At 62.9% G+C, this 12,606-nt stretch carries 14 protein-coding genes and 1 pseudogene; 8 read left to right on the top strand and 7 right to left on the bottom strand.

The window, feature by feature from the left end:
• Positions 1-22: 22 nt before the first annotated feature.
• The 8 genes from ACYQ01_RS00330 (at position 23) to dapA (ending at position 7,424) form a co-directional block, all read left to right on the top strand.
• The gene (locus ACYQ01_RS00330) at positions 23-829 is read left to right on the top strand and encodes a hemolysin family protein (RefSeq protein ID WP_459931849.1); all 807 of its coding nucleotides are present in this window, start codon (positions 23-25) and stop codon (positions 827-829) included.
• A gap of 13 nt (positions 830-842) precedes the next feature.
• Positions 843-2,387, top strand: coding sequence for an apolipoprotein N-acyltransferase (gene lnt, locus ACYQ01_RS00325; protein ID WP_459931848.1), 1,545 nt, complete (start codon positions 843-845; stop codon positions 2,385-2,387).
• 9 nt (positions 2,388-2,396) lie between these two features.
• Positions 2,397-3,513 (top strand): peptide chain release factor 2 gene (gene prfB / locus ACYQ01_RS00320; protein ID WP_459931847.1). Its coding sequence is split into 2 segments (ribosomal slippage): positions 2,397-2,477 and positions 2,479-3,513, totalling 1,116 coding nucleotides; the frame shifts between segments, so codons are not numbered across the junction.
• Positions 3,500-4,369, top strand: coding sequence for a GGDEF domain-containing protein (locus ACYQ01_RS00315; protein ID WP_459931846.1), 870 nt, complete (start codon positions 3,500-3,502; stop codon positions 4,367-4,369). Before prfB ends, ACYQ01_RS00315 begins: the two co-directional genes overlap by 14 nt.
• Positions 4,366-5,193: a MinD/ParA family protein gene (locus tag ACYQ01_RS00310; RefSeq protein WP_459931845.1), complete on the top strand. Its 828-nt coding sequence runs from the start codon at positions 4,366-4,368 to the stop codon at positions 5,191-5,193. The genes ACYQ01_RS00315 and ACYQ01_RS00310 overlap by 4 nt, the downstream gene beginning before the upstream one ends.
• Before the next feature lie 111 nt (positions 5,194-5,304).
• Positions 5,305-5,580, top strand: a complete 276-nt coding sequence (locus ACYQ01_RS00305) for an HU family DNA-binding protein (protein ID WP_459931844.1) — start codon at positions 5,305-5,307, stop codon at positions 5,578-5,580.
• A 10-nt stretch (positions 5,581-5,590) separates the two neighbouring features.
• A complete protein-coding gene (locus tag ACYQ01_RS00300) occupies positions 5,591-6,496 on the top strand; it encodes a UshA-like (seleno)protein family 2 (protein ID WP_459931843.1) in 906 nt (301 codons plus the stop codon).
• Positions 6,497-6,545: 49 nt separating this feature from the next.
• Positions 6,546-7,424, top strand: coding sequence for a 4-hydroxy-tetrahydrodipicolinate synthase (gene dapA, locus ACYQ01_RS00295; protein WP_459931842.1), 879 nt, complete (start codon positions 6,546-6,548; stop codon positions 7,422-7,424).
• 362 nt (positions 7,425-7,786) lie between these two features.
• Here the strand turns inward: dapA and ACYQ01_RS00290 are convergent, their stop codons facing one another.
• The 7 genes and pseudogenes from ACYQ01_RS00290 to ACYQ01_RS00260 all read right to left on the bottom strand — a co-directional run bounded on the left by ACYQ01_RS00290 (position 7,787) and on the right by ACYQ01_RS00260 (position 12,571).
• The gene (locus ACYQ01_RS00290) at positions 7,787-8,710 is read right to left on the bottom strand and encodes a manganese-dependent inorganic pyrophosphatase (protein WP_459931841.1); all 924 of its coding nucleotides are present in this window, start codon (positions 8,708-8,710) and stop codon (positions 7,787-7,789) included.
• Between the two features lie 104 nt (positions 8,711-8,814).
• Positions 8,815-9,450, bottom strand: a pseudogene (locus ACYQ01_RS00285) (PTS sugar transporter subunit IIC); the annotation flags it as partial.
• Between the two features lie 192 nt (positions 9,451-9,642).
• Positions 9,643-9,939: a YciI family protein gene (locus ACYQ01_RS00280; protein WP_459931840.1), complete on the bottom strand. Its 297-nt coding sequence runs from the start codon at positions 9,937-9,939 to the stop codon at positions 9,643-9,645.
• The gene (fsa, locus tag ACYQ01_RS00275) at positions 9,936-10,583 is read right to left on the bottom strand and encodes a fructose-6-phosphate aldolase (RefSeq protein ID WP_459931839.1); all 648 of its coding nucleotides are present in this window, start codon (positions 10,581-10,583) and stop codon (positions 9,936-9,938) included. The genes ACYQ01_RS00280 and fsa overlap by 4 nt, the downstream gene beginning before the upstream one ends.
• A gap of 3 nt (positions 10,584-10,586) precedes the next feature.
• On the bottom strand, positions 10,587-10,874 hold the full coding sequence (locus ACYQ01_RS00270) for a transcriptional regulator (RefSeq protein ID WP_459931838.1): 288 nt from the start codon (positions 10,872-10,874) through the stop codon (positions 10,587-10,589).
• A 21-nt stretch (positions 10,875-10,895) separates the two neighbouring features.
• Positions 10,896-11,384 (bottom strand): 2-amino-4-hydroxy-6-hydroxymethyldihydropteridine diphosphokinase, encoded by a 489-nt coding sequence (folK, locus tag ACYQ01_RS00265; protein ID WP_459931837.1) that lies wholly within the window; start codon positions 11,382-11,384, stop codon positions 10,896-10,898.
• A gap of 11 nt (positions 11,385-11,395) precedes the next feature.
• Positions 11,396-12,571 carry an LL-diaminopimelate aminotransferase gene (locus tag ACYQ01_RS00260; protein ID WP_459931836.1) on the bottom strand — a complete coding sequence of 392 codons (1,176 nt, stop codon included), beginning with the start codon at positions 12,569-12,571 and terminating at the stop codon, positions 11,396-11,398.
• Positions 12,572-12,606: the final 35 nt, after the last annotated feature.

The raw sequence follows: 12,606 nt of genomic DNA, 5'->3' as shown, positions 1-12,606 counted from the left end.
GGAAGGACGATTAAAGCATTTGTTGAACAAGTTTTTCGGCGGCCGCAACGATCTGCCCCTGGAAGAGCTTATCCTCGCAGCCAGACAGGACGGCGAAGTGCCGGCCGAGGACGCGGCCATGCTCATCAAGGTCTTGCGCCTGGGGCACAAGCAAGTGGCCGACATCATGATCCCTCGCACGGACATCGCCTGCGCCGAAGAAAACGACACCATTCAGGAAGTCTGCCAACTCATCATCGAAAACGGCTATTCGCGCATTCCCATCTGTCGTCACAACCGAGACCACATGGTCGGCGTGATCCACGCCAAGGACCTGCTGCGCTACCTTCTGGAGCCTGACCAGTCCGAGACCCCCCTTTCGGCGGTCATGCGGGACCTGCTGTTCGTCCCGGAAAGCAAGAACCTCAAAGAGATGTTTCGGGAATTCCAGAACAGGCGCATCCACATCGCCATAGCCCTGGACGAATACGGGGGCACCTCGGGCCTGGTCACGTTCGAGGACGTGCTCGAAGAGATCGTGGGCGAGATCGAGGACGAACACGATCCCACCAAGCCCCAGGACTATCAGGAATTTGAAGACGGCATACTGGAGGTGTCGGGACGCTTCCCCCTGGAGGACCTCGAAGAGCGGTTCGGCATTGCCCTGGAATCCGACGAGGTGGAGACCGTGGGCGGCTACCTGAGCCAATTGGCCGGACGCGTTCCCCGGCAGGGCGAGTCCTTCAGCCTGGCGGGAAAGATCTTCACCGTCACCCAGGCCGACCGTCGCCAGGTACGCTGGGTGCGCATAGAACCCCAGCCCGAGCCGGAGCCCACCCCGACGGAATAAAGGATCAAACGCTTTGAAGTCCCTCGCTTTTTTCGCCCGGTCGACCCCGCCCAGTTTCGACCGGTTGCACGCCCTGGCCGTCATCGGCGCGGCCGGGGCGTTTTTCTCCCTGGCCAACCCCGTGGCCAGGCTGCCCCTGCTCATCCTGGTCTTTCACTGGTGCCTGGCCCGCATCGCCTTTCTGGCCGACTCTCCCCGACAGGCGGCTTGGCGCGGCTATCTGTGCGGCGTGCTGGCCGCCTGGGGCAACCTCTACTGGGTCGCCATCCCCGTTCACGACTACGCCGACGTGCCCTGGGTGCTGGCCGCGCCCTGCCCCGGGCTCATGGGCTGCGTGTTGGGCCTCTATCCGGCGGCCTTCGCCTGGGTCCTGGCCAGGGCCAAACCCGGACTGCCCCCGCTGGTCACGGGACTTCTGGCCGGAGCCCTCTGGTGGTGCGTGGAGATGGCGCGGGGCTGGCTTTTCACCGGCTTTCCCTGGACTTGCTCGGCAGCGGCCCTGACGCCCTGGCCCTTCGCCCTGCAAAGCCTGGCCCTGGTCGGAGCCTGGGGCCTGGGCGGGCTGTTGGCCGCATCGGCGGCCTGGCTGGCCGTTCCGGGACGCGCCGTTGCCTGTCGGACGGCCGGTTTGGCCCTCCTTGTGGCGCTTGGCGCGCAAGGCTCGCTCGCCTTGCGGCAGCCGATCCAGGAAACGGGCTCCTTTCGCGCGGCCGTGATCCAGGGCAACGTGGACCAGTCCGTCAAATGGGACCCGGCCTTCCAGGCCGCCACGGTGGACCACTACCTGGAGTTGTCGGACAGGACCCTGCCCGAACGTCCCGACATCCTCATCTGGCCCGAGACCGCGTTGCCCTTCTACATTCAAAACGCGTCGTCGCTTACGATGAAGGTCAAGGGGTTCTGCGCCCGGACCGGGCTCCCCCTGGTGGCCGGGGCGCCGGGTTTTCGGCGCGACGGCAAGGACTTGGCCCTGTTCAACCGGGCTTTTCTCATCACCACGGCCGGGCTGGAAGCCTTCTACGACAAGGAACATCTGGTCCCCTTCGGCGAATACGCCCCCTTCGGCAAGGACCTGCCCCTTCTCGAAAGCCTCATGCAGGGCGTGGGCGGGTTTACGCCGGGCAGGCATACCGCGCCCCTGCGAAGCGGCCGCCTTGCCATGGGCATGCTCATCTGTTACGAATCAATCTTTCCGGAACTGGCCCAGAAGCGCGTCAGCCAGGGGGCCAACGTGCTGGTGAACATCTCCAACGACGCCTGGTACGGCAGGTCCGCGACTCCCTATCAGCATCTCGACTTGGCCGTTTTGCGCGCGGTCGAACAGGGACGCTGCCTCGTGCGGGCCACCAATACCGGCATCAGCGCCCTGGTCGATCCCAAAGGGAGAGTACTCGGCGCCACGGCGCTCTTCGAGGACGCCGCCGTCACCTTCGGTCCCGTCCCCCTGGTGGAGACGATCACGGTTTTCCACCGCCTTCACGACCTTCTGCCAGTGGCGGCCGCCTTCGCGGCGATCGGACTGTTCGCAGCCGCCCTGTATCGACAACGCGGGAAATAAAGCGAAATCATGGCTCTTCTGCACTATCCAGAACTCAAGGCCCAAGGCAAGGATCTCCAGGACAAGTTCGACACCCTCTGGGGGCGTCTTTGACCTGGAGGGCAAAAAGAAACGCCTCGAAGCCATAGAAACAGAAATTTCCAAGCCCGACGCTTGGAACGACCCCGAACGCATGACCCCGTTTCTGCGGGAAAAGTCCGTTCTGAGCGGCAAGGTGGCCCAGTACGAATCCCTCAACCAGGCCCGTCAGGACCTGGACGAATGGTTGCTCATGGCCGCCGAGGACGCAAGTCCCGAGGTGCTCCAGGCCCTGGCCGACCAGATCGGCGCGCTGACCGAGCAACTTGAATCGGCCGAACTCACCACTCTGCTGGGCGGGGCCGAAGACAGTTCCGGGGCCATTCTGGAAATCCACCCCGGAGCCGGCGGCACCGAGTCCCAGGACTGGGCCGAAATGCTTCTGCGCATGTACCGCCGCTGGTGCGAACGCCACAACTTCGGCGTGGATGTGCTCGACCTGCTGCCCGGCGACGAGGCCGGCATCAAAAGCGTCACCTTGCAGATCAACGGGGCCTACGCCTACGGATTCCTCAAGGCCGAAAAGGGCATCCACCGCCTGATCCGCATTTCGCCCTTCGATTCGTCCGGGCGGCGCCATACCTCGTTCGCCTCGGTGGACGTCTATCCCGACGCCGGAGCCGACATCCAGATCGACATCCGCGACGAGGACGTGCGGGTGGACGTGTTCCGGGCCAGCGGTCCGGGCGGACAGCACGTCAACAAGACCAGCTCGGCCATCCGCCTTACCCACATGCCCACGGGCATCGTGGTGCAGTGCCAGAACGAGAAGTCCCAACACCGCAACAAGGAATCCGCCTTCAAGGTGCTCAAGGCCCGCCTCTACGACCTGGAGTTGCAGAAACAGCAGGCCATGCGCCAGGCCGAGTACCAGTCCAAGGAAGCCATCGGATTCGGCAGCCAGATACGCACGTACACGCTGCAACCCTACAGGCTGGTGAAGGACCATCGCACCAACCACGAGGTGGGCGACGTGGACGCCGTTCTCGACGGCGAGATCGACACCCTCATCCGTCAGTACCTGCTCAACTTCCATGTCGGCTCGTAAGGACGACGCGCAAAAGAGCCTGCTCAATCGACAGGCCCTGCTGGAGGAACTCAACCGCCTGCGCGAGGCCCTGAGCGCCAAGGAAAGCGCGTCGGCCTACGACGGCAAGACGGGACTCATCGTGGCCAGGCTGTGCGCCGGCCTGACCCAGACGGAATGGGAGGAGTTGGTGCGCGAAGGCGGCTTTCACCACTGGCTGACCCTGCCGGCGGACGAGAACCCCATGCCGCACCTGGCCCAACTGCAAAAGACCCTGGACGAACTTTCCTATCAGTCCTACCAGGATCCGTTGACCGGCCTGGCCAACCGGCGCACGTTTCAGAAGTCGCTCAAGATCGAACTGGAACGGGCCTTTCGGGGAGCCGTTCCCCTGTGCCTGGCCATGCTCGACCTGGACGATTTCAAGTCCGTCAACGACCGCTTCGGCCACGTGTGCGGGGACAAGGTGCTCATCAGCCTGGCCGGGGCCTTGCTCCAGAGCACAAGGACCTACGACACGGCGGCGCGCGTGGGCGGCGAGGAGTTCGCCCTGATCCTGCCCGGATCGAGCATGCGCCAGGCGGAAGCCACGGTGAACCGGCTGCTGGGCGTGGTGCGCGGACGCAAGGTGCTCTGCGAGGGGGTGGAACGCCCGGTGACCATGACCGTTTCCGTGGGCCTGGCCTGCACCAAGGGCAAGGCGCCCCTTTCGGTGGACGCTTTCATGGACCTGGCCGACAAGGCTCTCTACCAGGCCAAGGCCCAGGGCAAGGACCGTCTGGTCAAGGCTCCCATTCCCGACCTGGTGGATACGACCAAAGATACCCTGGTGCACGCCCAGGAGAAACAATTCCTCTTCACGGGGCCTGACTCATGACCACTGACTCGTTAAACCCCAAAGGCGCTTTGAGCGTGGCGATTTTGTCCGGCAAGGGCGGGGTGGGAAAAACCAACCTGGCGCTCAATCTGGCTTACGCCCTGTACAAGGCCAAACACCGCCTCCTGGTGATGGATTTCGACGTGGGCCTTGCCAACATCGACGTGCTGCTTGGCCTGTCGCCGGAAAAGACCCTGCAGGACCTCCTGCGCCCGGGCGTGGAAGCGACCGACGTCATGCTGCCCATCGAACCGGGCGGCTTCGACTTCCTGCCCGCCGCCAGCGGCGTGCCCGATCTGCTCGACCTCGACGACGACATGCGCGACGCCGTGTTCGACAAGTTAAACGCCGTCCTGGGCGGATACGACTACGTGTTCTTCGACCTGGGGGCGGGAATCGGCAAGACCGTGCTCGCCGTGGCCTGCATGGCCCATCTGCGCATCCTGGTTGTCACGCCCGAGCCCACGTCGCTCACCGACTGTTACGCGGTCATCAAGGTGCTCAAGAACCAACACGGGGTCACGGACTTCATGGTGGTGGTCAACCAGGCCTCCACCCTGCGCGAGGCGGAGCAGACCTTCGATCGCCTGCGCGCGGTGTGCAAACACTTTCTCGATATCGAGATCACCTATCTGGGGGCCGTACACTCGGATTCCAACCTGCCCGAGGCGGTACGCCGCCAGATTCCGTTTATCAAGCACGCCCCTACCTGTCGCGCCTCCAAGGACGTGCTGGCCCTGGCCATCAAGCTGGGCCGGTACAGGGCCCAACAGGGCGAAATGCTCAAGACGCAGTCGGTGGTGAAAAAGATCTCGCCCGCCTGACTTGACTCCCATGTCATCTTCGCAATAAATTCAAAACTCTGAGTCTCATTTCGACTTGAAGTACAACGGCGGGAGGCGTATGGCCTCGTCATTCAAAGGGGAGGGGTGGTCATGAACAAAAGCGAGCTCATCAAGTCGTTGGCCGAATTGCGCGACATCCATGTGGACGAGGCTTCGGCCGTGGTGAACTCCTTCATCGACTCCATCAAGAACGCCCTGGTCGAGGGCGACAGGGTGGAAATTCGCGGCTTCGGCAGTTTCAAGGTGAAAAGCTACAAGGGCTATACCGGCCGCAACCCCAAATCCGGCGATGTCGTCAATGTCGCTCCCAAACGCCTGCCGTTTTTCCGGCCCGGCAAGGAGCTCAAGGAATACCTTAACAAATAGGGTGCATTTCATGCGTCTCGCTTTCAGGCTTTTCGCGGTCCTGGCTCTGCTCTGCTTTCCGGCAGGAGCCGCCTGGGCCGAAGAACCTGTGACGTCACTGGTTTTTTCCGGCAACACCTGGGGCTATTTCAATCCCTGCCCCACTTGAGGCCATCGCACCATTGGTGGGCTGGCCCGGCGGGCTGGCGTTTTTGAAAAATACCGTCAGGACAAAACCATGGCGGGCAAGACGGTCTTTGTGGCGGGAGCCTTCGAGTTCATCGCCGACGACAAGTCCGAAAAGCCCGATCCCAAGGCGTGGGAGCCGTTGGTCAAGGCGTTCGACAAGCTGGGCTATTCGATCGGGAGCCTGTCTCCCGCCGAGGCCGAGGCGATCAAGTCTCACGGCCTGACCCTGACGGGCGATTGGCTGACCCTGGACGCCAAGGACGTGCGCTCCTCTGTGGTGAACACTCCTGGCGGACAGATCGGTTTCGTGTTTTTTCCGGTGCTCAAAAGTGCCATGGACTCGCCCAGCGAGGCCATGTTCGAACGCATCGAACGCGAGGCGGCCAGACTGCGGTCGGCCAATGTGAAACTGGTGGTGGGCGTGAGCCCCTGGGGCGTGCAGAACGAAGCGCAATACCTGGAAAAGGCCAAACCCGTCGTGGACGTGCTCTTGGGCAGCGGTCCGGGAGTGGGCTTTTCCGCCAAGCCGGCGGACGGTGGCAAGGTCTTGTGGATGCACACCTTCACCAAGGGCAAGGCCCTGTACACGGTCGACGTGCTCGACTGGCCGAACGGCCAGGCCACGCGCTGGGAGCAGGGGAAAAACTACACCACCAAGGTGGTGGTGCTCGACGACTCCTTCACGCCGGACCCCGCGGTGGCGGCCCTGTTCCAGGGAGTCCCAGACCCCAACGAAAAGCACAAGTGATAGCGCACATCCCCCCGCCTTTTGCGGGGTTATAGTCTAGGAGGGATCCATGCAATTCTCAGGAGCACTCACCGCACTCGTCACCCCGTTTACCAACGGCACGCTCGACGAAGAGGCCTATCGCGCCCTTATCGAGTGGCAGATCGAACAGGGCATTCACGGCCTCGTTCCCTGCGGCACAACGGGCGAGTCCGCCACGCTTTCCCACCAGGAGCATGGCGAGGTCATCAAAATTTGCGTGGATCAAGTAAAAAAACGCGTACCCGTCCTGGCGGGAGCGGGCTCCAACAACACTGCCGAAGCCATAGAACTGACCAAGTGCGCCAAGGAAGCCGGAGCCGACGGGGCCCTGCACATCACGCCCTACTACAACAAGCCCACGCAGGCCGGGCTCATCGCCCATTTCGCGGCGGTGGCCAAGGCCGTGCCCTTTCCCATGGTCGTGTACAACGTGCCGGGCCGCACCTCGGTGAACATGCTGGCCCCCACGGTGGCCGCCCTGGCCAAGCAGGTCCCGGACGTGGTGGGCATCAAGGAAGCCACGGGCAGCCTGACCCAGGTTTCCGAGGTCATCGAATTCTGCGGGCCGAACTTCACCGTGCTCTCCGGCGATGACTTCACCGCCTTGCCCACCCTGGCTGTGGGCGGACACGGGGTCATTTCGGTGTCCTCCAACGTGGCCCCGGCCCTGGTGAGCAAGATGTGCGACGCCTTCCGCAACGGCGACCTCAAGGAAGCCCAGCGCCTGCACTACCAGCTCTCGCCCATCAACCGGGCCATGTTCTTCGAGACCAACCCGGTTCCGGCCAAGACCGCCCTGACCAAGATGGGCCGCGTCAAGGGCGAAGTGCGTCTGCCCCTGGTCGCCCTGAGCCAGGAAAACGACGCCAAGTTGGCGGGAGTGCTCAAGACGGCGGGACTCATCTAGGCTGCATCGCAACAGCCTGACCGGAAGGGTTTCCATTCAGGCGACCCTGACGCGAAGCGATTGTCAGGAGGGCGGATCGACCGCCCTCCTTTTTTTGTTGCCGAAATTCCGCTCCAGGTCGTGCAAGCGAAGCTGAGGCCGCACGAAAAGACGGGCGCGCATGGACCCGCGGTCGAGGGGCGACGTTGCCCGGGGAAGCCACGCCCCGCCGGGTCCCATGGTTGAAGCGCAGGCGCAGGCAAGAGAGAAACTCGCGCCGATCCCTCGGACGCCTGGCGCACGCCCTGTGGCCAGACAAAAAAAGGCCCGCGACGCTTGCGCGTAGCGGGCCTTTACGGTCATTTCGTCGAGGGCTTGGGCGATTAGGCGCCGAAGACCTTCTCGAACTTGGGCACAACGTCCTTCTTGCGGCTCATGACGCCGGGCAGCCAGACGGAGGTTCCGTCGGGCTTGATGCCGAAGGCCTTTTCCACCACGGCGGGATCGTCGGTGACGATCAGCATCTCGGAGCCTTCCTTCATGATGTCGGTGAGCAGCAGGAACACGGAGTGCAGGCCCTTTTCGGCCTTCACCTTGGCGATATCGGCCTGCAGGTCGGCTTTGTACTTGTCGAGGATGGCGAGGTCCACAACTTCCAGCTGGCCGATGCCCACGGGGGTGCCGGACATCTTGAAGTCCTTGTAGTCACGGAAGACCAGGTCACGGATGGGGGTGCCGTCCACGGCGGACTTCACCTTGAACATCTCCATGCCCAGAGCCATCATGTCGGCCACGCCGGCGATCTTGGCCAGTTTGTCACAGGCCTTCTTGTCGTCCTCGGTGCAGGTGGGCGACTTGTACATGACGGTGTCGCTCAGGATGGCGCACAGCATGATCCCCGCGATGTTCTTGGGGATTTCGATGCCGTAAAAATCATACATGCTGGTGATGACGGTGCAGGTGCAGCCGGCGGGCCAGACCCACATTTCCAGGGGATTGGGGGTGGTCACGTCGCCCAGCTTGTGGTGGTCCACGATGCCGATGATTTCGCCCTTGCCCAGGTTGTCCAGGCTCTGAGCCAGATCGGAGTGGTCGACCAGGATGATCTTTTTGTCGGTGCCGTCGGTGACGACTTCAGGAGCCTTCACGCCGAACTTGCCGAGCACGAAATCGCTCTCGGGATTGGTCTTGCCTTGGGCGACGGCCACGGCTTCAACGCCGCGTTTGGTCATCAGGTCGGCGACGGCGATGGCGGCCGCGATGGAGTCGGTATCGGGGTTTTTGTGTCCTACGACGATAGCTGCCATTTGGGGATCCCTCCTCGAAAGAATTGTATGGCGAAAGAGTTTGAGCTAAATATCACAAAGCAATCCCTTTGCCAAGGGAAAGCCCGAGACTTGTACGAAATGGCTCAGCCGATCAGGCGAATCGCCACGGCCAGGGCCACGCCTCCGAAAAGCAGCCCGTAGGCCGGTCGGTGGCGCAGGGAGAGCACGGCGCCGACACTGCCCAGCACCCACATGTGGGGCCACTTCAGAGGGACCTGCGACAAGACCGGAGCGAACTGGGGCGTCAGCAGCGACAAAACCACCAGGAGCGCGGACAGGCACAGGGCGAAAGCCACGAAGTTCACGGGAAACAAAATAAACATGGAGCGCCTGGTCAGTTGGAAGGGGGCGGCTCCCTTGAGGGGATTCTTCGCCCATTTCAATATTCTGTTGAAGGCGTCGTTTTCGTATTGCCGATGGTACTTTTCTATGCGGGCGAAAACGCGCCCCAAGGGCAGGGCCAAAATGACGGCCATACAGGCCACGGCCGGGTGCGTGAGCCCCAGATAGTGGGCCGCGGCCAGGCTGGCCAAGGCCGGGGCCAGGGCGTTGGGAGGAATGGAGGTTCCGGCCGGGAACAGATCCAGCCAGAAGAGCTCGTAGAACAGGCAGATGCCCAGGCTCAAGGTAAAATCGCCCGTAAGCACTCCCCAAAAGAAGCCGATGGTCAGGGGGCGCTCAAGCAGGGGGAGATTGATCAGGAAGCGGAAGCAGGAAAAAAAGGCAAAAAAAAAGCGTTACACAGGATGTAGGGGATGGTGGCGGCGGTGAGTTCCATAACCAAACGTTACCAAGAGCTGTTTTTTCTTTCCTGCCTTAAAATCGCTCGAAAGGAAAGGGGTGTTTTTCTTTCCCGCCGGCCGGCGGACCACGGTCCACCGGCCGGGGAAAAACGTCGCGGAATGCGCGCGTCAGTCCAGCAGGTCCTGAAGCGCTGGCGCGGCCATGGTGGGCGCGAACTCCACCGGCGTGTAGCGGGCCACCCCCCGCATGCTGAAGGGGTCGGTGGCCAGCACGTCCATAAGGGCCTCCAGGCTGGCGGCCCGGGCCAGTATCACGCCGCCCGTGCGGGGCACGCGCCGGCCGGAAAGCAGAAACATGCCGGTGCGATAGTGGTCTTCCAGAAAGCGGGTGTGCTCGGGCAGCACGGCGTCCACTTCCTCCAGGGGAACAGCGTATTCCAAAAGGACAACGAAGAGCGAGCTCATTTCTTGACCACCTTTTCCCAGTCTTTCAGAAAGGTATCCAACCCCACGTCGGTGAGGGGATGCTTGGCCAGATCCTTGATGACGCCAAAGGGCACGGTGACCACGTCCGCGCCGATAAGGGCCGAGCGCAACACGTGCAGGGGGTTGCGCACGCTGGCCACCAGCACCTGGGTGTCGAAGGCGTAGTTGCGGTAGATGGCCACCACTTCCTCCACCATGGCCATGCCGTCGCCGCCCACGGCGTCCACCCGGCCCACAAAGGGACTCACGTAGGCCGCGCCGGCCTTGGCGGCCAAAAGCGCCTGCAAGGGCTGGAACACCAGGGTGACGTTGACCGCCACGTTGCCCTGTTTGAGCGTATGCACCGCCTTGAGCCCTTCGACGGTCATGGGGATCTTGATCACCACGTTGGGACCGAAGCCCAGCAAGTCCTTGGCCTCGGAGAGCATGTCCGCATGGGTCGTGCCGATCACCTCCAGGCTCACCGGCCCTTCGCAGACCATGCATATTTCCTGGGCGATCTTTCGCCACTCGCCGCTCTCCTTGGCGAAGAGCGAGGGGTTGGTGGTCACGCCGTCGAGCAGGCCCATATCCTTGGCGGCCTTGATTTCGTCCAGGTTGGCGCTGTCGAGAAAGAACTTCATTCATTACCTCTTTTTCGTAGGCGAGGCGTCGGTCACCTCGATTTGCCTGGCGTAGGCCTGCCTGCATTCCTCGCTGCAAAAATACCGCAACACGCCGTCCGGTCCCGCGTAGCGCACCGAAGACGCTGTGGAAACAAAAGCGCCGCACACCGGATCCTTGACCATGTCACTTTTCACGACGCGCGGCTCCGGTCGCGGTTGGGACTTTTCCTTGGCTTTCCGTTTGAAATCGCCCGCGACCATTTTCCAAAGGACATACGCCGTCAGGGCGAACAGGATATATCTTCCCATGACAAGCCTCCCCTTGAGAGTTCAGCTTTGTATGATGATAGCCCCCTGGCGCACAAATGACAATCGAGCAAGCGCCCGGGACACGCCGAGACCGCCGGGCAGGGTCAGGTCCGGGGCGATTTCGGCCAGGGGAACGAGCACGAAGGCCCGTTCGGCCAGGCGGGGATGGGGCAGGGTCAGGCGCGCGCTGTCGAGGCGCGCCCGACCGAAGAGCAGCAGGTCAATGTCCGCCAAACGGGGGCCGAAGCGGCGCTCGAAGACTCGGTTGCGTCCCAGGTCGGCCTCCAGGACGCACAGGGCGTCGAAGAGCGCCCGGGGTGTCACCTGCGGGGGCACGTCCAGGGCGGCCACGGCGTTGGCGTACCAGGGTTGATCGGGCGGCCCCAGGGGGGCGGTGTGGTAGACCGACGAACAGGCCGCCAGACGCACGCCGGGCAAAAGCCCGTCCATGCCCCTGGCGGCCGCGCAAATCGTGTGGACGGGACGTCCCAGGTTGGACCCCAGCCCCACAAAGGCCTTGGTTAGAACTTGGCCAGCCGTGACAGGGCCTCCTCGATGCGCTCCTTGCCCACGGTCATGGCGATGCGGAAGTACCCTTCTCCCGCCTCGGGCAGGCCGAAGCCGTTGCCCGGAGTGACCACCACGCCCGTTTCCTGGAGAACCTTGGTCACGAAGGCCTGGGACGAGGCGTACCCTTGGGGAATCTTGCACCAGCAGTAGAAGGTGGCCTTGGGCTCCCGGCAGGAGATGCCGATCTTCTTGAGACCCGCCATGAGGAGGTCGCGGCGCTCCTTGTAGATCTGGCGATTTTTCTCGGCATGGGCGTCGCCATGCTCCAGGGCGGCCAGTCCGGCTTCCTGTACGGCCTGGAAAATGCCCGAATCGCAGTTTTCCTTGATCTTGCCCAGGCCCTTGACCAACGTTTCGTTGCCCACGGCCATGCCGATCCGCCATCCGGTCATATTATAGGTCTTGGACAGGGAGTGGAACTCGATGGCCACGTCCTTGGCGCCCTTGATCTCGAAGATGGAGGGGGGCTTGTCCGCCGGGTCGTAGTACATCTCGGTGTAGGCCGCGTCCGAAACCACGATGGTGTTCGTGTCGCGGGCCTTGGCCACCAGCTTCTCGTAGAAGCTCAAGGGGGCGCAGGCCGAGGTGGGGTTGTTGGGATAGTTGACGAAGATCATCTTGGCCTTTTCCCACTCGGCGTCGCTCACCGCGTCCAGATCGGGCAGAAAGTCGCGCTCGTCGGTGAGGGGAAGGAACTTGGTCACGCCCCCGGCGAAGCCCGTGGCCACGTTGTAGACCGGGTAGTTGGGCGTGCACACCAGGGCCAGGTCGCCCGGGTTGATGAAGGCCAAGGGGAAGTGGGCGATGCCCTCCTTGGAGCCTATGAGGCTCACGACCTCGTTGTCCGGGTCCAGATCCACGCCGAAACGGCGCTTGTACCAGGACGACACGGCGGCCCGGAAGGTGCGCAGGCCCACGTATGACGGATACTGGTGATTCTCGGGCTTCTGGGCGGCCTTGTACAGGGCTTCGATGATGAAGTCCGGAGTGGGCAGGTCCGGATCGCCGATGCCGAGGCTTATGATGTCCACGCCTCTGGCCTTGACTTCGTTTTTCACGCGGTCGATCTCCGCGAAGAGGTAGGGAGGCAGGGAGGCCAGGCGGTCGGCCATCTTGAAATCGGTCATGACGTGCTCCTTAAGCGATTGCGCCAGGGCGCGAG

It is taken from the genome of Fundidesulfovibrio butyratiphilus, assembly GCF_054657235.1.
The sequence above is the reverse complement of the archived record's forward strand: the minus strand, read 5'-3'. Positions and strand labels throughout refer to the sequence as shown.